Raw genomic sequence first — 19595 nt, forward strand, 5'->3', positions numbered from 1 at the left:
TCTTTCCTCTCGCATCGACGTGATGCCGCGAAGCGACTCAGTACTCGCCGTCGCGGTCGTGCAGGAAGTCGTCCGGGCCCTTGGTGGTGTAGTAGGGGTACTGGACCATGGGCATCGGACCCATCTTGCCGGGCATGTGCGGGTCGGCGCCGGGCGGGTAGAGCAGGCCCTTGGGCTCGTCGTATGAGTACTCGTAGCGGTGCTGCGGCACGAAGGTCCCGCCCTGGCGGAACCTGCCGTGGAGGCCGCGGAACAGCCCGCAGGGGGGGCACATCGGCATGCCGTGGACGCCGAAGCAGGTCGGGCAACCGCCCTCGGGGCACCGACCGCGGCAGCTGGGGCAGTCGGCGAACCCGCCGTGCGGGGCGCCGTGAAGGACCTCATGGGCCGGCCGGCCGTCGTAGGACGTCGGGGCGGACGGGGCGCCGTGGGCGGGGCCGGAGCCCTCGACGACCGGGTGGCTTTCCGCCATCCCGGAGACCGGGCGGACGTGGCCCTGCGGCGAGGCCGGACGAGCGATCGGCGCCACGGGGCGGGCCGCGGGGCTCATGCGGTCGTTGCCGGGGGAGAAGCCGCGGCCGCCCCGGTTCTGGGCCCGGATCACGACGGCGTCGGCGTCCGCGGACGCCTCGATCGACGGGGCGACCGTCGCGGGGGCGGGGACGCGAATGCGGACGACGCCGTCGGCGTCGGTCGGGGCGGCGAGGCCGAAGGCGGCCCCGGCGTGCGCCACGGCCAACGCCACGGTCGCCACGGCGGGGGCGGAGAGGGTTGCGGCGAGGCGGGGCATGACGGGGTTTCCTCGGAGACGGGCGACGGACGGACCGATCCGGCGGTCCCGGACGGACCCGGCGGTCGGGGCCGCGGGACAGGGGGCGCTGGATTGGGGGGGCGCTGCTCGGACCAGTCGGTCCGTCGGTCCGATCGGCAGAACCCGCCAGTCCGCTTGAACCGGCCCCACGTTCCCGACGCTCGCGCCCCACCCCTTCGCCCGCCCGGCACGTCGCCCACGGTTGCTACGCCCCGTACCCCTCACCCTATTCACCCCCACCACGCCTCACGCCTCGGGGGGCGGACGCCCCCCGCTCGCCCCGGGCCGGGGGCCGGCGGACCCGCAAACCTTCCCTAACCGTCTTGTCGGTCGGGGGCGGGGCGGATAGCTTCGCCGCTCGTCCCGCGATCCGCCCCGTGCGATCGACCGGGCCGCCAGTTCGTCTGCCTGTTTGTCAGGAGGCCCGGGTTCTTCCCCCGGGCGACCGGTTTCCACGGAGCGCCCCCCGGTGTACGTCGCTGTTTCGACCGAGAGTTTCCTTCCCGCCGCGGGGCCGAGCCCCTCGCTGGCGGACCTCTGCGAACGGGCCGCCGAGGCCGGGTTCGACAAGCTCGAACTGCACCTGGACGAGGCCGAGAGCCCGCTGAAGCCCTCCCAGATCGCCGCCGCCCCGGAGCGGTTCGTGGCGATGTTTCGGGAGACGACCCGGCTGACCCCGGTCGCCTTCTGCCTCGCCGACGACGTGTCCCCCTCCGTCACCGCCGGGCTGGCGAAGGCGGCGAAGCACCTCAAGATCGCCCAGCTGACCGTGCCGGCCTCGCCGCTGGGCACGCCCTTCAACGACGAGGTCGATCGCCTGAAGGCCCACCACGCGGCCGCCTCGCCGGAGGCCGTCCGCGTCTCCGTCCGGGTGCGGTCCGGCGAACTGACCGAGGACCCGGACACCGCGGTGCAGCTCTGCAAGGCGGTGAAGGGGCTGGGTATCACCTTCGACCCCAGCTACTTCGTCTCCGGCCCCTACGCCGACGTCGATCGCGAGGCCGTGTACCGGCACGTGTTCCACGTCCACCTGCGGGACACCTCCAAGGATCGCCTGCAGGTGAAGACCGGCCTGGGCGAAATTGACTACGCCAAGCTGATCGCCCGGCTGGAGCGGGAGGGCTACCGCGGCGCCCTCTCCGTCGATCTGCTGCCCGAGACCGTGACCGCCGAGGAGCGGGCGCTGGAACTCCGCAAACTGCGGATGCTGCTCGAAACGCTGCTGTAGAGCCGGTCTCGGGGAGGCGGGTCGTTCCAATGTGAGCCCGAAGCGCAAGTGAGGTTCGGAGTCGTCCCTGCCTCGCTTGCGCTTCGGGCTCACAGAGCCCGCGGCGCCGGGCTCCGCGGCGGGGTTCAGGACGCGGCCCGGGCGGCGACGACCTCCGCGGCGGCCCGGGCCAGTTCGCGGGAGCCCATCGGCTTGAAGAACAGCCGATCGACGCCGAGTTCCTCCAGCCCCTCGTGCAGGCGGGCGTCCAGCGAGCCGGACAGCACGATGAGCCCCGGGCGGCGGGGCCGTTCCAGCAGTTTCCGACAAAGCGCCCGGCCGTTCAGCTCCGGCATTTGCAGGTCGGTGACGACCACGTCGCACTCCAGGCCGGCGTCCAGCAGCTCCAGCGCCTCGCGACCGTTCTGGGCGGTGCGGCACTCAAAGCCCTGCTTCGTCAGCCCCCGGGCCGTCACCAGTCGCTCGGCGACATGGTCGTCCACCACCAGCGCCCGGAGGGCCGGTCGCCCCGCCTCCCCGGTGACGGTCCGGCTCGCCTCGGAGGGTTCCCCCTCGGACGGGGGCGGGGACGCGGCGGGCAGTTCGAGGCCGACGTTCGTGCCGGTGGGCGTGGTGTCCAGCGTCACGCGGCCGCCGTGGTGTTCGGCGACGCCCTGCACGACCGCCATCCCCAGCCCCGTGCTCCGGGCGGGCGGCCTGGCGGTGACGAAGGGGTCGAACATCTGGTCGCGGATCGCGGCGGGAACGCCGGGGCCGGTGTCGGAGACCTCAAACCGCACAAAGTCGCCGGCCGGCACCTCGGGCGGCGCCACGTCCGCCGGGACGCGGCGGGCGGCGAGCGTCAGTCGGCCGCCCCCGCGGGCCTCCATCGCGTCCCGGGCGTACAGGCAGAGGTTCAACAGGGCCTGTTGAAGCTCCGCCCGATCGGCGTGCACCGTGCCGGGGGGCTCGGGGACGTCGTTGAACCGCAGGTCGATCTGATCGCCGAACAGCGGCCGGATCAGCGAGAGCAGTTCGCACAGCTCCTCCCGGGGGTCGAGCGTCGTCGGCGCCGCCAAGGGTTGGCGACTGAGGTTGAGCAGACGGTGCGTCAGCGTCGAGGCCCGGTCCGCGGCGGCCCGGATGCGTTCGAGGTCCGCGACGAGCTCCGGCGTCGCCGCCCCACGGTCGGGGGCGCCGGCGTGGCGGGAGATCGTATCCAGCAGGTGGCGGAACTCCTGGGCGACGCCGCCGGTCAGAGCGCCGAGCGTTTCCCGCCGGCTCCGGCGGCGGATCGTTTCGCCCAGCACCCGCAGTCGGGCTTCGGCAAGGCGACGGGCCGTGCTGTCGGCGTAGGTTCCCACCACGCCGACGATCGCCCCGTGGTCGTCCCGCAGCGGCGCCTTACGAATCTCCAGCCAGCGTTCGCCGCCTCGCGGCGACGTCGCCGCTTCCACGACGATCGCCTCCGGTTGGGCGTCGGCCAGTAACGCCGCGTCGTCGCTTCGCAGCCCCTGAATCGGCCCCGCCGGCCACGGCAGTTCCTCGTCGGTGCGACCCGCCACCTCCTCCGGCCGGGCGACGCCCGCGTCCTCCGCGAACGCCCGGTTGCACCCCAGATACCGCCCGTCGGCCGTTCGCCAGAAGACCCGCTGGGGGAGTTCGTTCAGGACCGACTGAAGCACGCAGCCGTCCACCTCCTGCCGATCGGCGGCTCTCCCGTGGGCGGCTCTCCCTGGGGCGGGGGGCGGCGGGGCGGGCGGTTCGGTCGGGTCGGTTCCCATCGCGGCGGGGCGGCGGAAGGGGGGCGGGAAATAGCGGCGACGCGAACCGGCCCGGTTTCGACGGCCGAACCATGCAGCGCCGCCCCCGGCGAAGGAAGGGCGACCCGGGCGAACGCATAGGAATCTGTTGAAACTTTATCCGTTGAGCCGGACGAACGCTCGGAACCGCGTCGTCCCGGCGGTTCCCGCGTGAACCCCGGCCGGCCGGATCGGTCTATACTCCCCCCCATGACGTTTCCGACCACGCCTCCCGCCAGACCGGCCCCCGTGCCCGCCAAACCGGCCTCCGTCGTTCCCCCGCTGGACGAACTCCGTGAGGAGTTCGAGTTCCTGGGGAACTGGGAGGACCAGTGCGAGTTTTTGATCGACGTCGGCATGGACCTGCCCCGCCTGCCGGAGCAGGACAAGACCGAGGAGACCCGCGTGCACGGCTGCCAGAGCCTTGTCTGGATGACCGTCGGCGAGCAGGACGGCCGCCTCCGCATCGCCGCCGAGAGCGACGCGATGATCGTCAACGGCCTGATCGCCGTGCTCTTGGCGACCTTCGACGGCAAAACCCCCGCCGAGGCCCTCGCCGTGGACGTGGACGAGGTCTTCGCCTCCCTCGGCCTCGACGAACATCTGTCGTCCGCCCGCAAAAGCGGCTTGGCGGGGATGGTTCAACGCATCCGCGGCGAAGCGGCGAGGTATCGAGTGGAGGGGGCGGAATGAACCAGACATCCCCCGCCCCGGAGGCCCGGGTCTCCCAGGTCATCGACGCCCCGCCGCCGAACACGCCGCTGGACGTGGACGCCGTTCGGGCTCAGTTTCCGATCCTCAACCGGCCGCTGCCCAACGGGAAGGCGCTGACGTACCTCGACAGCGGCGCCACCGCCCAGAAGCCGGCCGTCGTGCTGGACGCGATGCGGGAGTGCTTCGAGAACTACTACTCCAACGTCCACCGCGGCAAAAGCACGCTCGGTCGGCAAGTGACCGGCGCCGTGGAGCAGGCCCGCGAGGACTGCCGCCGGTTCGTGGGCGCCGCCGACGCCTCCGAGATCGTCTTCACCGCCGGCACGACCGCGGGGATCAACCTCGTCGCCGACACCTGGGCTCGGGCGAACCTGCAACGGGGCGACGTGATCGCCACCACGCTGCTGGAGCACCACGCCAACCTCGTGCCCTGGCAGATGGTCGCCGCACAGACCGGCGCCGAACTGCGGTTCCTGCCGCTCACCGACGACGGCCGGATCGACATGAGCCGTCTAGACGAGGCGCTCACGGACCGCACGAAGCTGCTGGCGGTGACGGCCTGCTCGAACGTCCTCGGCACGCTGCCGGACGTGAAGGCGCTGTGCGACGCGGCGAGGGCTGTCGGGGCGGTCAGCGTGATCGACGCCGCCCAGTTCGTGCCGCACCGCCGCACCGACGTCCGTGCCTGGGGCTGCGATTTCCTCACGTTCAGCGGCCACAAGCTCTACGGCCCCACCGGCGTCGGCGTGCTGTACGGCCGGCGGGACCTGCTGGAGGCCATGCCGCCCTGGCAGGGCGGGGGGAACATGATCCACCGGGTCTTCGCCGACCGCAGCGAATGGGCGCCGCCCCCGGCGAAGTTCGAGGCCGGCACCCCGCCGATCGCGGAGGTCATTGGGCTCGGCGCCGCGGTAAACTGGGTCGAATCGCTCGACTGGGAGGCGATCGAACAGCACGACGCCGAACTCGCCGCCTACGCCCTCGAACGCCTGCAAGAGGTGCCCGGCCTGACCGTCTACGGCCCGTCGGCGGAGCATCGGGCCGCCCTCGCCAGCTTCACGGTCGAGGGCGCCGCCGCGGAGGACCTGAACTTCCTCCTCGATCGTCGCGGCATTGCCGTCCGCCACGGCCACCACTGCACGATGCCGCTGCACGATCTGCTGGGCGTCCCGGCGACGACCCGGGCCAGCTTCGGCGTCTACAACACGCCGGCGGAGGTGGACGTGCTCATCGAAGCCCTCCTCGCCGCCCGCATCCGGCTGCGGTTGGGGTAAGGCTGACTTAGTTGACCGGGACGCAAACTGGCCGACGGTGTTCTCGGCTAATTGGCTTCCTGCATGGCGGCGATGACTAAGTCTCGCACAAAGGAGTTGAGTTCCGTTATTAGCTCCTCCGGTTTCTGGCCGCGCCCGGAATTACCTTCGTGGACGAGTTTGCTACGAATCGAATAACATTGCTCGAAGAACTTGCCCGCGGCTTTTCCGTTATAGGTCTTTCCGGCAAGGAGCGACTCAGCCAGCTTCCTGCCGGAGCGTCCAATGGAGTCGCGGAACAGCCAGTCAAGGCTCCCGCAGATTGACTGTTTCTCGTCTTGCGGAAGTTCTGACTCTCGAGTTTGCGAAATCAACGACCGGACGTGGCTTTGCACTACGTCTGACCTTTCCGACGGTTCGAGGATTGCCTCGACGGCCATGACAAGTGCGAGAAATCGACTACGGATCGACGATTCAAAATAAGAGGCGTTCAAAAGCTCGCAGGCAATCTCCTGTCTTGCGGTCGGCTTAAGGTTCATTGCGTGAGCTTTCTGAAGCTTCAGAATGAAATCCTCCCCGTCATGCTCGCCAGTCAGCCGTCCACAAGTACTAGCGAACCGGGTGGGGAGGCTGCTGTTGTAAACGAGAAGCCCGTGCACATCGTTTAGGACGGTCACTCCAGTTCCACGGCGAACTTTGTCTCTTAGATAGTCCGAGATTCCGCCTGAAGCGACGTTCTTGCCCAAGTCGACGCCCATCCCGGTGCTAATCGAACAGCCGATCAGTGCGGCCCGAGCCTTTCTTCCCTCTATTTCGGCGGAGGCTTTCGAACGGAACGGCCCTCCCGAGAGTATAAGACAGGAACTGTCCGCGATCGGTTCGCCGGTGCAGGATCGAAGCGTCAATTGTGGCTCGCCTGCGTTGGCAGGTATTGCAACCTCTCGCTGTTTAATCCCGATCCTGCGTTGCGAAGGCAGGAGAAACCGCACTCTGAAGGAATACTCCGGATTCGGCAAATTCGACGGCACCGAGGTCGGTGGGGCGTGATCCGGCTGCGGCACCTGCTTATTGAGCAATCTCCCAATGAATCTGACAGCAGCGGCCACTAGTTTCAGCATTGTCGGCAGGCCCTTCGAAGATCTTCCGGGAGGGTGGACGAGATCGCGAGCAGAACGGCCGGGGCCGGTAGATGGGGCCCCTACCTTGCCTCGATCAGCTCGTCCAACTCGAACGGGCGGGAGGAGGTCGCGTCGGCGGTGGGGAAGTCCTGCGGGACCGGCAGGGTCACCTCGCCGGTGGCGGCCCACTGGGCGCCGCGGTTGAGGGTGAGGATGAAGTCCACGCTTTCGCAGGCCTCGGCGCTGTGGCCGAGCGTCGTGTGAAACACGCGGCCCTCGCCGTAGCGGATGGTCATCAACATCGGTTCGTGCTTGCCGGTGGGGGCGTTGTCCGTCTGATCCTTGCCGGTGGCCAGCACGGTCAGGCTCTCCGCCGGGCCGCGGAGGCGGGCGTAGCACTCGTCCGCGGCGTGCTGCCAGCGGTCGGGCAGGCCGGCGACGATCGGGTGCTCGGCCCGCTTGACGATCGGGAAGGGCAGGCGGGCGCCGTGCGTGCCGGTGCCGCCCTTGCCGGAGTCGTCGCGGACCAGTTCGCCGGCGTCGCTGTAGTAGAGGTGCACCCCCGCGTCGGCGGAGCGACCGCCCCAGCCGCCGACGCCGATCATGCGGTTGTACTCCGGCCAGTCGCCGAAGCTGTTGTCGGCCGCGTGCACGCTGACGAACCCGCCGCCGTTCTTCACGTACTCCTCGAAGGCCGTCTTCGTCTCCTCCGGCCAGGGGGCCGCGGTGTTGCCGAAGTTGGAGACCACCACGTCGTAGTCGCTCCAAGTTGGATTGAACCGCGGGTCGGCCTTCGGCTGGGGCAGATCGACGGACTCCCCGGCCCCGGCCCGCGGCAGCCACTCGGCCCGTTTGTCGCCCCGCCAGGTGAACCGGGTGCGGGCCACGTCGACCGTGAACAGCCCGGTCTCCTCCAGGTACTGCTTCATCATCACCGTGATGAGCGGCCAGTCGGTGTGGTTGTTCTGCCCGTCGACGATGAGGGCCCGCAGCGGCGGGGTCCGTGCCTCGGTCGTCTCCTGAGCGACCGCGGCCGGGGCGAACGACAGCAGCCCGGCGAGGGCCGCGAGCAGACAGCGACGGGAGACGAACACGGCGGGGGAACCTTCGGCGGGGGGGCGAGCGCCGCCATCGTCGCCGCGACCCGCCGCCCCACGCAACGCGGGCCGGAGCGGGGGGCGTTAGCCTGCTGAGCCGGGCGGATCGGCGGGCGGATCGTCCCGCCCGGGGATGCCAAGCAGCCAGAGCACGAACAGACCGAGCCACCCGGTCAGGACGAGGATGCAGGCGAGCGAGACCCGCCCCGCCGTCGAGCGCCCCGCCGCCCACCGCCACCCGATCGCCGCCGGCACGGCCGACCAGAGCCCGAGCACGACGATCTCCGGCACGCCGCCCATCATGAACCCAGCGTCGTCGTCGAAGGGCATCGTGGTCTCCCCGAGGTGTAATGAACCTGGGGCGCCCACCCGCCGCCCCGGCCGGCAGAGGATGCCGCCCGCCCGCCGCCGCGTTCAAGCGAAGCGGGCCGGCGAGCGGCCGAACTCCGGGCCGTTCAGCGGGCTCCCGCCCCCCGCCGGCGTCGCCCCTCACTCCTCCCCCCTCACTCCTCCCCCAGCGCCGCCGAAACCGGCTCGGTCGCGTCCGCCCGGGACGCCGGGAGGTAGTAGGGCACGCCGCTGTGCTGGTAGGCGACGTAGCGGTCGCCGTAGGCCTCGCGGAGGCGGGCTTCCTCGTGCAGGGAGCCGACGACGAGGTAGAGCGTGGTCGCGGCGTTGAAGGCGGCGAGGTTCGTCGTCATCCGCGGGTTCAGCCACAGGATCGGCAGCGGGGCGAGGTTCAACGGGTGCCGGCTCCAGGCGAACGGCCCCGCGGCCCGGCGGAGCCCGACCGCGTCCAGCGCCGGCCCCTGACCCTCCGGCGGCTCCGGCACCGGCCCCCCGGCCAGCCACGCCGCGGCGCTGGGCAGACCGAGAAACCGCGTCACCCCCACCTGCCGCAGCGCCGCCAGGGCGAACAGCGTGCCCCCCAGTTGCCCGACCCGCAGCGCCCCGGCCTGCGGGCCGCGGACGTGGTACAGCTCCCGCCCCGGCGCCCGCACGGCGACCACGGCGATCAGCCCCGCCCCCGCCACGGCCGACCCGTTGAACAGCACGCGGTACAGCCCGGCCCGGTTCCGCTCCCCCACGGCCCGCCCGACAGCCCGCTTGACGGTCCGCGAGGCCAGCAGGCTGTGCACCGCCGCGAACGCCGCCGTCGCCGCCGCCACCCGCACGGCGCCGCCCAGAGCGGTCCGTTCCCCGGCGATCCGACGCGGCATGACGAACGCTCCGAGGAGGAATGGAAGGGAACCGCCCCGCGGCGAGCCCCAATGCTGCGACCCCGCCCCCGGCCCGTCAACGCAGTGCCCTGTTCACGCCGCCCCGCTCACGCCGCCCCGCTCACGCCGCCTTGTTCACGCCTCGGGGGACTGACGTCCCCCGCTCGCCGGGGGGCAGGGCGAGTTCCATCTGCACGTCGCCGCGGGCGTAGCCGGTCACGCCGGCGCCGGCGACGCGGCGGAAGCCGAGGCGTTCGTACAACCGCACGGCGGCGGCCAGCTTGGTGTCGGTCAGCAAGCGGACGCGGTCGGCCCCGGCGGCGGTCGCGTGGGCGATGACGGCCTCGGCCAACGCCCGCCCGACGCCCCGACCCTGAGCGGCCGGGGCGACGGCCATCTTCGCCATTTCGAAGACGAGCGGCCCCCCGCGGATCGCGGCGACCGTCCCCACGGCCCGGCCCTCTTCCAGAGCGAACCAGATCGCCCCGCCGGGCTCCAGAATCCGCCCGACCGGATCGGCGAACAGGGCTTCGTCCAGCGGTTCCACGGAGAAATCCCGCTCCAACCACTCCCGATTGAGCGTTTCGAAGGCCGGCGCCCATTCCGCCGCCCACGGCACGATCTGAACCACGCACGCACTCCCGACGGCGAGAACCCCCCGCCCCCAAGACACCGCCCGCTCCGCCGCGGTTCAAGCCCGACCGGCGGGAAGGGGGAGGGAGGAGGCGAGCGGGGGACGTCAGTCCGCTGAGGGGGTGCGAACGGGCGACTCACGGGCGGCGAAGACGCCCAAGGCGCCCGGCCTCGGGGAGGGGGCGTCTTGGGCGTCTTGGGCGTCTTCGAGGGCGGTCGGATCGTCAGTCGACCGGGGCGGCGTCGCGGTCGGGCGCCCGCGGCCGGGATCGGTCCCCCCTTCGCTCCAAATCGGCGAGTTCTTTCTCGGTGAGCTTCCGGGAGGAGAGCTTCTGGTCGCGGATGCGAAAGTTGTAGCCGCCGCCGTCAGGGTCGTAGATCCCTAAATCCGCCCACCACACCGTGATGGCGTAGCCGCCGATGTAATGCGTCGTGTTGCTGTGAAGTCTCGCCCCCGGGGGGAGCACGCCGGTTTCGGCGATTTGCAAATACTGCCGGTAGCGTTCGTCGCTGACGGCCGGCCCGTACTTCGGCATCCAACTGCGGATCGCGGCGACGACTTCGTCGGTCGTCAGCGGGGGTTGCGTCTTACCGATCGGACTCTCGGCGGCCTCCTCGTTGAACTGGTCGACCGCCGCGGCCAGCGACGTTCGTTTCGCCCCGTCGGCGCCCGTCGCGTCGTCCGCGACGGGACCGGGAAGGGCCAGAAGCACGGTCAGCGGGAAAGCGATCATCAGGAATCTCGTCCGTGGGAAGCGGGGGAGAACCGACAGCGAACCGGGTCACTCTACCGAACCGTCCCCCGGGCAACCTCCCGCCCGCCGATGTCGCCCAAGACGCCCAAGACGCCCCGTCCGGGGGGAGGGCGCCTTGGGCGTCTTCGCAGGTTTGGGGTCAGTCCTCGGAGGCGACGTCAGGCAGGGAGAGCGTCCAGCCGCTGTCGAAACCGGCCTTCGCGGCCCGCACGCCCAGCACCGTGCGAGCCCGGCGAACCTGCTTCTCCGTGAACCCCGCTTCCCGGGCGGCGTCGGCGACGGCGCTGCTGGGGGCGGCGCCGCCGTGGCTCAGCAGTTCGGCCCGGAGCCAGGTTTCGCAGCGCTCGTTCTCGTCCTCCGTCGGGCCGCGGTCGGCGGAGGAGCCGGCGGACAGCACCGCGGCGGCGGTCGTTTCCACCGGGGTCGGGTCCCACCAGACCCGCGGCGGGGCGGGATCGGGGGAGGGGGCATGAGGGAGGGGGGAGGAGGAGCCGGCGAAGTTCGCCCCCTCGAAGCCCGGCTGGTCGGGGAGCGGATCGGCGTCGCGGCAATCCCCTCCCTCATCACCCCTCACTCCTCCCTCCTCACCCCATGCAGCGTCCGGGTCGGCGCCGCTGATGCGGTAGGCCAGACCGCCGGCGTTGGCGGCGAGGTTGTTCTTCAGGCTCACCAGCAACCGCCGCGGGGGGCGGCCGAGTTCCGCGGGGGCGTCCGGATCGGAACCGGCCAGCCAGGCACAGCGGGCGGCGGCCCCGATGCCGCCGCTGCCGGTGATGCGGCTCAGCGGGGTGCCGCCGTGGTTCCCCTTGTTCAGGTGGCACACCAAAATCACCGCCACGTCTCGGCGTTCGGCGAGGCGGGCCAGCGGGGCGAGCAGGCCGCGAACCTCGGCGTCCTTGTAGCTGTCGGAGCCGCCCATGTAGGCGCCCCGCGGGTCGATCACCACCAGCCGCGGCGGGGCCGTGCCGTCGGGGTGCAGGGCGGCCAGGCGGTCGAGGGCGGCGTCCAGGCGGGGCAGGTCGCGGGAGAGGTCGAAGGTGCGTTCGGGGCGGCCGGGGTCTCGAACCGCCTCCAGCACCGCCAGCCGGGACGGGTCGCCGCCGGCGGCGTCGAAGCGGGGGCCGAGCGTGTCGTCGGCGGCGTCCTCGGCGTTCAACATCAACGCCGTGCCGAGCGGGGCGTGACCGCGTCCGTCCGGCCACGGCAGGCCGCGGGTGACGCGGGCGGCCAGATCACAGGTCAAAAAGCTCTTCCCGCGGTCCGGCTCCCCGGCGAGCAGGTTCAGCTTGCCGACCGCCAGCCGGTCCGGCCAGAGCCACCGCACCGGGCGGCGGGGCACGTCGCAGAGCATCCGCAGGGTCAGCTCCCCGCTGCGGTCCGCGGAGCCGGCCAGCGGGGGGAAGCGGGCGGCGACCTTGGCGAGGGCGGCGGCGAGGGCGTCCGGGTCGTCGCCCTGATGCTCCGCGAGGATATAGCGGGCGGCCCGGCGGCGGCTGTGCTCCCGCAGGATCGCGGCGTACTCCCGGCCGTGGGCGGGGTGGGGCGTTTCTTCCAACAGGGTGTCGAGATGCAACAGGCCGCCGGCGGCCTCCAACTGGTTCGAGCGGACGAGGTCGTCGGCGACGGTGACGAGGTCGATCCGCCGACCGGCCTTCGCCACCCGGTGCAGGCTCTGGAAGACGGCGGTGTTGCGGTCGGAGAAGAAGTCCTCGGCGGTGAGGTTCGCGGATTCGTCGGTCGGCAGCGTGCCGGTCAGCAGCACGCTGCCGAGGAACCCGCGTTCGGCCATCTCGTCGCGGGAGGGGCCGTCGTCGACGACAGAGGCGGGGAGCCGGGAAGGGGAAATGGCGTTCAACGGTTGGGGGCGGGTTGGGGTTCGGAGATCGGGAAGGGGGGGCGGCCGGGAATCGACCTCCCCCCCAAGACCCCGATCCGGGACGGGTCGTGTCCGCACGGACCCCCCCCCGCCCCTTTCCCCGCACCGCTTCGGCGCTGACGTCGGGGGGACGAACTTCCCGCCGCTCGCTCGGGCCGCCGGGCCTTGCGGGGCAGGGGTTCGGCGAATCTTGAGGGCAAGGTTTACAATTCCGGTTTGCAAGTCTGGACGGCGGAAGCAGGCACGAACTACACCCCCGCCCGTCGTCACTCCCTCCGCCGGTCACGCCGGCGGACGCGACTCTCCACCCCAACTCGTTCGCTTCGAAACGACCCCGCAAGGGTCGCCGCCCCCGGTATGCCCGCCGCGTCCCTCCCTGCCGCCGGTTCTTCGCCGTTCGCGGCGGGCGGGGCGTTGGGCGGGGCGGTGGCGAGCGGACGGGCGCTGCTGTTTCCGGTGCTGCTCTGCGGGGCGGTGCTGGTCATCATCGTGCCGCTGCCGGCGGCGATTCTCGACCTGATGCTGGCGGCGAACGTCACCCTCGCCACCGTCATCCTGCTGGTGACGGTCTACGTCCGCCGGCCGCTGGAGTTCAGCGTGTTCCCGGCCGTGCTGCTGGGCACCACGCTGAGCCGTCTGGTCCTGAACGTCGCCAGCACCCGGCTGATCCTGTCCCGGGCCGCCGAAGACGGCACCGGGGCCGCCGGCGGGGTGATCGAGGCCTTCGGGGCCTTCGTCTCCGGCGACAACCTGGCGATCGGGCTGATCCTGTTCGTGATCCTCGTGGCGATCCAGTTCCTGGTCATCACGAAGGGCGCCACCCGCGTCGGCGAAGTCGCCGCCCGGTTCGCCCTGGACGGGATGCCGGGCAAGCAGATGGCGATCGACGCGGACCTCTCCGCCGGCCTGATCGACCAGGCCGAAGCCAAGAGACGCCGCGACGACGTGACCAGCCAGGCGGACTTCTACGGGGCCATGGACGGCGCCGGCAAGTTCGTCCGCGGAGACGCGATCGCGGGCATCGTCATCACCTGCATCAACATCGCCGGCGGGCTGTACGTCGGCGTGATTGAAGAGGGCATGGCGGTCGGCACGGCGGCGACGGTCTTCACCACGCTGACGATCGGCGACGGGCTGGTCTCGCAGGTGCCGGCCTTCCTGATCTCGCTGGCGGCGGGCCTGATCGTCACGCGGTCCAGCAACAGCACGCACCTGCCGACGGAGATCATCACCCAGCTGTTCCGCTACCGCGAGAGCATGATCCTGGCGGGCGGCTTCCTGGTGGCCCTGGCCTTCACCGGCCTGCCCAAGGCCCCGCTGCTGAGCCTCGCCGCCGTCTGCGGGATCGTCGGTTGGACGTTGGGCGGGAAGAAGGACGTGGACGCCAAGGCGGACGCCGACGCCGACGCCGTCGACTCCCCCTCCAAGAAAGAGGGCAAGGCCGACGGCAAGGCCCCGGAACGCAAGCCCGAGGACGAACTGGAAGTCGAACCGCTGGCCCTGGAACTGGGCGTGAACCTGCTCAAGCTGGTCGATCCCACCGCGGGCGGCGACCTGCTGGACCGGGTGGCGAAGGTGCGGCGGAACATCGCCGGGGAACTGGGCGTGATCCTGCCGAAGGTGCGGTTCCGGGACGTGCCGACGATGGACCCGAACAGCTACCGGGTGAAGATCCGGGGCGTGGTGATCGCCACCGGCGAGTGCCACGCCAACGCGAAGCTCGCGGTGGACACCGGCTCCGCCAGCGGGTCGCCCCCGGGGATGCCGACCGTCGATCCCGCCTTCGGCCGCCCGGCCGTGTGGGTCGACCCGACCGCCGCCGAACGGGCCGCCCTCATGGGCTACCACGTCGTCGAGCCGGCCGCGGTGGTCGTCACCCACCTGACCGAGATCGTCCGCGATCACGCCGCCGAACTGCTGACCCGCACCCAGGTGCACGGTCTGCTGGATCACCTCAAGGAACGCTGCCCGGAACTGGTGGGCGAGGTCGTGCCGGACCTGCTGCGGGCCGGCCAGGTGCAGGCCGTGCTGGCGAACCTCCTGCGGGAGCGGGTGCCGGTGCGGGACCTGGAAGCGATCCTCGAAGCCCTCGCCGACCACGCCGGCCGCACCAAGGACCCGCACTTCCTCACCGAATGTGCCCGTCACGCCCTGGCCCGCACCCTCTGCGAGCTGCACCGCGACGACAGCGGCGTGCTGCACGTGGTCTCCCTCGACCCGGCCGCCGAGGAACTGATCGCCAGCAAGAGCGAGTTCCGCGAGGGCGGCTTCGTCCTGACCCTCCCGCCGCTCGTCCGCGACGCGGTGGTGCGGGGCCTGAAGAACGAACTGAACAAGCTGACCGCCGCCGGGCACGCCCCGGTCGTGCTGGTCGGCCCGCAGGTCCGGCTGGGACTGCGGGAGATCGTCCGCGACAAGCTGCCGAAGCTGACGGTGATGAGCCTGACGGAAGTGACCCGCGACACGAACCTCGAGGTCCACGGCCAACTCGCCGCGGAGAGCCTGCGGTCCGGTCCGAAGGGGCCGCCCGCCCCCGGCACGCAGGCCCCCGGCTCGCCCCCGCCGCCGAAGTCGCCGCTGGCCGCCTTCGCCTGACGCTCTGACTCCTCCCTCCTCCCCCGTCACCCCTCCCTCTCCTCCTTCCCCCGTCCGCGAGAACCCCGATGAGTGAGATTCGCACCTTCCGTGCCGCCACCATGCGGGACGCCCTCCGCCGGGTGCGGGACGAGTTCGGCCCCGACGCCGCCCTGCTGAGCAGCCGCACGCTGCCCGGGGCGAAGCGGGAGGTCGAGGTGACCGCCGAGGCGACCGTCTCGTCGGCGAGCCGGGGGCGTCAGCCCTCGGAGAAGCTGGACCCGCGGACGGCTCACGCCGCGAACATCGTGCGGGAACTGACCCGCACCGGCGCCCTGCCGACCGCCCCGCCGGCGTCCCAGCGGGCGCTGTTCGCCCGGCTGACGGCCCGCGACTTCGCCCCGGCCTCCGCCCAGTACTACGTGGACAACCTCGGCGACGCCCCGCTGGCCGACGTGGCCGCCGTGCTGGCCGAGGACCTGCCGATCTGCGGCGGGATCGCGTCGAACCCCCACCGCCGGACCGTCGCCGCCTTCGTCGGCCCGACCGGCGTGGGCAAGACAACGACCCTCGCCAAACTCGCCGCCCGCCTGAGCCTCCGTAGCGGCCGCAAGGTGGGCCTGGTCACCGCGGACACCTACCGCATCGGGGCGGTCGAGCAACTCGCCACCTACGCCCGCATCCTCGCGGCGCCCTTCGAGGTCGCCGCCGACGCCGCCGCCCTCACGAGGGCTCTGTCCAAGCTCCGCGGCTGCGACGTGGTCCTCATCGACACCGCCGGCCGGGCGCCGCGGGACGACGCCCACCTGTCCGAACTGGCCGCCCTGCTGTCCGCCTCCGCCCCGGACGGCGCCAGGGTGGAGGCTCATCTGGTGCTCTCCGTGGCGGCCGGCGAACGGGCGCTGCTGCGGGCGGCCCTGCGGTACGGGCGGCTGCGGCCGGCCTCCCTGGTGCTCTCCAAACTGGACGAGGCCGAGGGCGCCGGGGCGGCGGTCGAACTGCTGCGGACCGCCCCGCCCGCCCCGGTCAGCACGCTGACCTTCGGGCAGGACGTGCCGGACGACCTTTGCGAAGCGACCCCGGCGAATCTCGCCGCGGCCTGCCTCGGCGACTGGGAACCCCTCCTGACCGATGCCGCCCCCGGCGGCCGGTCGGTTCGCTCCGCACGGACCTGGGAGGGGGTTTCATAACCGCACGGTTCGGGCGGCCGTGACGGCCGGTCGAACTTTGCTCAAGCGGCGGACCCCCCGGTGACGATACCAGCGGGGTCCGCGGGAACGGTCCGCGCGGAGCCTTGCTGGACGTCGTCCGGCCTCTGGCCCACCACGACGGACGCACGGGGAGAACGACGTGGCGGCGGCCTTTGGCGTGCGGCTGGCGACGGTGGTGTTCGTGGCGAGCGTCCTGCGGGACGCGGCCCGGGGAACCGACGCGAACGCCGCCCTCGTCTCGGCTCTGCTGGCGGCGGCCTTCGGGTACCTCCCGGGACTGGTCGCCGGCGGCGCCTGCGGACGCCTCGCCACGGAAGTGGCCCAACGCGAGTTGGACGCGGACGAGGCGAGCGGGGGATCTCAGTCCCCCGAGAAAGAGATTGCGAACACGGCGACACGGACTGCGGCGACACGGAACGCGGCGACTCGGACTGCGGCGACACGGAGCAAGGCGGCCCCCGCGGCCGCCTGAGGCGACACCACCTGACTCGCCGGGGACGGACCCCGGCGAACCCGGAACTTTTAGACCACGGAGCGGTCGATGGCGTTACGGACGACTGGCCTGCGAGGATTGACCTCCCGCACTGAAAACAGCGCCCTGGGCCCTGAGGAAACGGCGGCCCTCTGGACGGCCTACAAAGCCGACCAAACCAACCGGGAGGTCCGCAACACGTTGGTGGAACGCTACCTGCCCCTGGTGCGGTACAACGCCGAGAAGGTCTGGCAAAAGCTGCCGGACGGCGTCGATATCGCCGACCTCATGAGCAGCGGCGTGTTCGGCCTGATGGACGCCATCGAGGCCTTCGACCTCGATCGCGGCGTCAAGTTCGAAACCTACTGCGTGCCCCGCATCCGCGGCGCCATGCTGGACGAACTCCGCAGCATGGACTGGGTCCCCCGCCTCGTCCGGTCCAAAGCGACCAAGCTGGAGAACGCCCGCAAAGCCGCCGAGGCCGAAGCCGGCCGGCCGCCCACGGACGCCGAAATCGCCCGCAAAATGGAGCTGGACGCCAAGGAGTTCGCCAAGCTCAAGACCGAGGCGAACGCCGTGGGCCTCGTCTCCCTCAACAAGAAGTGGTACGAGACCGACGGCTCGCGGGACGTCTCCGAAATCGACGTCCTCGAGGACGACCGCAGCGACGATCCCACCGGCGGGATCCAGAAGCGGGACGTCATGAAGATGGTCACCAAGGGTCTGAACCGGAACGAGCGCCTGATCGTCATCCTCTATTATTATGAGGAACTGACGATGAAGGAGATCGGCGGCACCCTCGGCCTGTCCGAGAGCCGCGTCTCCCAGATGCACAGCAGCATCGTCGCCCGCCTGAAGGAACAACTCGCCCCCCGCCGCCCCGAGTTCGGCTGAACCCGCACACGGCAGAGCCGGGCTCCGGCCGAGCCGTCGCCAATCCGTCGTCGCCACCGCAGCGTCCCGGACCCGCACAGGGTCCGGGACGCTTCGCGTTCGGGCGGGCCGCACTCGCCGCGGTCAGTCGTCCTCGTCGCCAGTGGCGGCGACGACCAGTTCCGGGGAGCGGTCGTCCGCGTCGTCGTCCTGGCGGTCGTCGTCGTCCCCGTTCTGCTCGTGTCGTGCGGAGGGGGATGCGGCCACCGCCGGGCTGCACTGGGCGGCCCGGGCGACGGCGGCGACGCGGACCATGTCCGTCGGGCTGGGGTCCGGGCCGCAGAGCAGCTCGGCGAGGAAGCCGACGTGCATCGACCCGTCCATCCCGTGCTCCCGCAGCTTCTCGCTGAGGGCGCCCGTCACGAACCGCCACACCCGGTCGCGGACGTGCTCGTAGCTCGGCAGGGCCGGGTCGAGCACCGCCGGGCGGGACCAGTGGAAGTCCCGGTGGCCGCGACGGGGGCCGTGCTCGTCGCACAGGAAGCAGCCGGCCTTGAACATCTGAAACAGGGCGCTGCGGACCTTCGCCGCGGCGTCCTGGATGCCGGCCTCGGCGCAGACCTCCGTGATGTCGGAGACCAGGTCCTGATGATAGATCCGCGGCCGGTCGTCGCCCTCCTGCTGAGCCGCCACGCGGGCCACCACGGCGCTGGCGATCTCCTGCCACGCCGCGGCCGGCACCAGGGCGATGCGGGGGTGTCCGTAGAGCAACAGCCGCCGGTACAGCGCCGGGCTGTGCTCCGGGGTCGCCCGGATCGGCCGGTGCCCGTTCAGGCTGATCCGCACCACGCCCTCCGCGGCGTCCGCCGGCGTGCCGTCGGAGCCGGGCGAGCCGTTGAGGCGAAACCCGTTCGCCGTGACCGGAGCGGACGACGGCTCCTCCGCCCGGGCGACGACCTGCACGCCGCCCATCCGTTTCAGCACCAGCCCGGCGTCCTCGCCGTGCCGTTCGATCAGTTCGGCGGAACTGCCGCAGCCGAACCGCATCGGGTCGAACTGAATCGGCTCCCCGGCGGTCCCGTCGCCGGCCGTCTCGCGGCTGGTGTGCTCCACCAGCGTCCGCACGCTGCCGACCCGGATCGGACCGTGGCGGTCGACGAGTTTGCCGACGGCCCGCAGCAGGCCGAGCCGTTCCTCCGCCTGCCGTTCGTCCAGCAAATCGCGGGCGGCCCGCAGGTCCTCGAAGTACTCGAACCGATCGCAGAACCGCTCGAAGACCGGCTTCGTCTTGTCCTGCACGCCGATCACCACCACCTCCGCCCCGGCCCGGCGGAGTTCGAGACTCAGCGGGATGAAGTCGCTGTCGCTGGTGGCGAGGATGAACTGCCCGTAGTGCCCGCCGCCGAACTTCCCGGCGAGGTGCGGCCCGGCTTCGGCGGCGAGGGAGGCGGCGTCCATCGCCATCCGCAGATCGCTGGCGTTCTTGTTCTTCCCGCCGGGGAACCGGAATACCTGAATCGGCTCCACCCCCAACCCCAGCAACACGTTCGGCACGCCCTGCAGGTAGTAGTCCCACCAGCGCTCCGAGTTCAGGTTCTCCCGGCGGACGTTGTAGTTCGCGTAGGCCCGCTTGACCGCCAGGCTGCGGGGACCGGCCAGCCGGGTGGCGAACGTGATCAGGTCGCGAAGGTCCTCGGCGCAGTCGTAGTCGTCGGCGTCCTCGCCTGGGTGGCGGTCCTGTTCCAGCCGCCAGTTCTCCTCCCGCCCCAGCACGAAGTTCTCAAGGTCAATGAAGAGGGCGCTCTGGCCGTTGATGGAGCCGGACATGGGCGGCGGTGGGCTGCGAGGTGAGGCATTGATCGATAATCCGAAAGCGGCCCGAGCGCCGGGTGCGGCGCCGGGCGCCGATACGCGATCCGCCCCCTGCGTTCGGGGTGCCGGGGGCGAGGATCGCACCCCTCACCTTCCGCGGCGTCGAC

At 71.5% G+C, this 19595-nt stretch carries 17 protein-coding genes; 7 read left to right on the plus strand and 10 right to left on the minus strand.

Going from position 1 to position 19595, the window contains the following annotated elements; translation table 11 throughout:
- Positions 1-37 precede the first annotated feature (37 nt).
- Positions 38-790 (minus strand): hypothetical protein, encoded by a 753-nt coding sequence (locus CA12_RS15795; RefSeq protein WP_145359992.1) that lies wholly within the window; start codon positions 788-790, stop codon positions 38-40.
- Between the two features lie 490 nt (positions 791-1280).
- On the opposite strand from CA12_RS15795, the gene CA12_RS15800 reads away from it, so the two are divergent.
- On the plus strand, positions 1281-2039 hold the full coding sequence (locus tag CA12_RS15800; RefSeq protein WP_145359993.1) for a sugar phosphate isomerase/epimerase family protein: 759 nt from the start codon (positions 1281-1283) through the stop codon (positions 2037-2039).
- Between the two features lie 125 nt (positions 2040-2164).
- Here the strand turns inward: CA12_RS15800 and CA12_RS15805 are convergent, their stop codons facing one another.
- Positions 2165-3802 carry a hybrid sensor histidine kinase/response regulator gene (locus CA12_RS15805; protein ID WP_145359994.1) on the minus strand — a complete coding sequence of 546 codons (1638 nt, stop codon included), beginning with the start codon at positions 3800-3802 and terminating at the stop codon, positions 2165-2167.
- Positions 3803-4069: 267 nt separating this feature from the next.
- Between CA12_RS15805 and CA12_RS15810 the strand changes: the two genes are divergently transcribed.
- Both CA12_RS15810 and CA12_RS15815 read left to right on the plus strand, forming a co-directional pair.
- Positions 4070-4513 carry a SufE family protein gene (locus tag CA12_RS15810; protein WP_242687949.1) on the plus strand — a complete coding sequence of 148 codons (444 nt, stop codon included), beginning with the start codon at positions 4070-4072 and terminating at the stop codon, positions 4511-4513.
- Positions 4510-5808 (plus strand): aminotransferase class V-fold PLP-dependent enzyme, encoded by a 1299-nt coding sequence (locus CA12_RS15815; RefSeq protein WP_145359996.1) that lies wholly within the window; start codon positions 4510-4512, stop codon positions 5806-5808. Before CA12_RS15810 ends, CA12_RS15815 begins: the two co-directional genes overlap by 4 nt.
- A gap of 47 nt (positions 5809-5855) precedes the next feature.
- On the opposite strand, the gene CA12_RS15820 is transcribed toward CA12_RS15815, so the two are convergent.
- The 7 genes from CA12_RS15820 to CA12_RS15850 form a co-directional block, all read right to left on the minus strand.
- A complete protein-coding gene (locus CA12_RS15820; RefSeq protein ID WP_145359997.1) occupies positions 5856-6905 on the minus strand; it encodes a HEPN domain-containing protein in 1050 nt (349 codons plus the stop codon).
- 80 nt (positions 6906-6985) lie between these two features.
- On the minus strand, positions 6986-7999 hold the full coding sequence (locus CA12_RS15825; protein ID WP_165700796.1) for a ThuA domain-containing protein: 1014 nt from the start codon (positions 7997-7999) through the stop codon (positions 6986-6988).
- 87 nt (positions 8000-8086) lie between these two features.
- Positions 8087-8332 carry a hypothetical protein gene (locus tag CA12_RS15830; protein ID WP_145359998.1) on the minus strand — a complete coding sequence of 82 codons (246 nt, stop codon included), beginning with the start codon at positions 8330-8332 and terminating at the stop codon, positions 8087-8089.
- A 173-nt stretch (positions 8333-8505) separates the two neighbouring features.
- Positions 8506-9222, minus strand: a complete 717-nt coding sequence (locus CA12_RS15835) for a methyltransferase family protein (RefSeq protein WP_145359999.1) — start codon at positions 9220-9222, stop codon at positions 8506-8508.
- 121 nt (positions 9223-9343) lie between these two features.
- Positions 9344-9853, minus strand: a complete 510-nt coding sequence (locus CA12_RS15840; protein ID WP_165700797.1) for a GNAT family N-acetyltransferase — start codon at positions 9851-9853, stop codon at positions 9344-9346.
- A gap of 226 nt (positions 9854-10079) precedes the next feature.
- On the minus strand, positions 10080-10589 hold the full coding sequence (locus tag CA12_RS15845; RefSeq protein WP_145360001.1) for a hypothetical protein: 510 nt from the start codon (positions 10587-10589) through the stop codon (positions 10080-10082).
- Between the two features lie 160 nt (positions 10590-10749).
- Entirely contained in the window at positions 10750-12465 is a 1716-nt protein-coding gene (locus CA12_RS15850; protein WP_145360002.1) for an AAA family ATPase, read from the minus strand.
- Between the two features lie 378 nt (positions 12466-12843).
- Here CA12_RS15850 and flhA point away from each other — a divergent pair, with 378 nt between their 5' ends.
- From flhA to CA12_RS15870, 4 genes are all read left to right on the plus strand, one after another.
- Positions 12844-15081: a flagellar biosynthesis protein FlhA gene (flhA, locus tag CA12_RS15855; protein ID WP_145360003.1), complete on the plus strand. Its 2238-nt coding sequence runs from the start codon at positions 12844-12846 to the stop codon at positions 15079-15081.
- 68 nt (positions 15082-15149) lie between these two features.
- Positions 15150-16250 carry a flagellar biosynthesis protein FlhF gene (locus CA12_RS15860; RefSeq protein ID WP_145360004.1) on the plus strand — a complete coding sequence of 367 codons (1101 nt, stop codon included), beginning with the start codon at positions 15150-15152 and terminating at the stop codon, positions 16248-16250.
- Positions 16251-16410: 160 nt separating this feature from the next.
- On the plus strand, positions 16411-16743 hold the full coding sequence (locus CA12_RS15865) for a hypothetical protein (RefSeq protein ID WP_145360005.1): 333 nt from the start codon (positions 16411-16413) through the stop codon (positions 16741-16743).
- A gap of 99 nt (positions 16744-16842) precedes the next feature.
- Entirely contained in the window at positions 16843-17637 is a 795-nt protein-coding gene (locus CA12_RS15870; protein WP_242687951.1) for a FliA/WhiG family RNA polymerase sigma factor, read from the plus strand.
- Between the two features lie 123 nt (positions 17638-17760).
- Here CA12_RS15870 and CA12_RS15875 read toward each other — a convergent pair whose 3' ends face one another.
- A complete protein-coding gene (locus tag CA12_RS15875) occupies positions 17761-19443 on the minus strand; it encodes an NYN domain-containing protein (RefSeq protein WP_145360007.1) in 1683 nt (560 codons plus the stop codon).
- Between the last annotated feature and the right edge of the window lie 152 nt (positions 19444-19595).

It is taken from the genome of Alienimonas californiensis (genome assembly GCF_007743815.1).
Classification (GTDB): Bacteria; Planctomycetota; Planctomycetia; order Planctomycetales; family Planctomycetaceae; genus Alienimonas; species Alienimonas californiensis.

Coding starts and splice junctions, on each gene's coding strand:
- CA12_RS15805 (WP_145359994.1), bottom strand. CDS start 3,802: ATGGGAACCGACCCGACCGAACCGCCCGCCCCGCCGCCCCCCGCCCCA.
- CA12_RS15820 (WP_145359997.1), bottom strand. CDS start 6,905: ATGCTGAAACTAGTGGCCGCTGCTGTCAGATTCATTGGGAGATTGCTC.
- CA12_RS15830 (WP_145359998.1), bottom strand. CDS start 8,332: ATGCCCTTCGACGACGACGCTGGGTTCATGATGGGCGGCGTGCCGGAG.
- CA12_RS15845 (WP_145360001.1), bottom strand. CDS start 10,589: ATGATCGCTTTCCCGCTGACCGTGCTTCTGGCCCTTCCCGGTCCCGTC.
- flhA (WP_145360003.1), top strand. CDS start 12,844: ATGCCCGCCGCGTCCCTCCCTGCCGCCGGTTCTTCGCCGTTCGCGGCG.
- CA12_RS15860 (WP_145360004.1), top strand. CDS start 15,150: ATGAGTGAGATTCGCACCTTCCGTGCCGCCACCATGCGGGACGCCCTC.
- CA12_RS15835 (WP_145359999.1), bottom strand. CDS start 9,222: ATGCCGCGTCGGATCGCCGGGGAACGGACCGCTCTGGGCGGCGCCGTG.
- CA12_RS15875 (WP_145360007.1), bottom strand. CDS start 19,443: ATGTCCGGCTCCATCAACGGCCAGAGCGCCCTCTTCATTGACCTTGAG.
- CA12_RS15795 (WP_145359992.1), bottom strand. CDS start 790: ATGCCCCGCCTCGCCGCAACCCTCTCCGCCCCCGCCGTGGCGACCGTG.
- CA12_RS15815 (WP_145359996.1), top strand. CDS start 4,510: ATGAACCAGACATCCCCCGCCCCGGAGGCCCGGGTCTCCCAGGTCATC.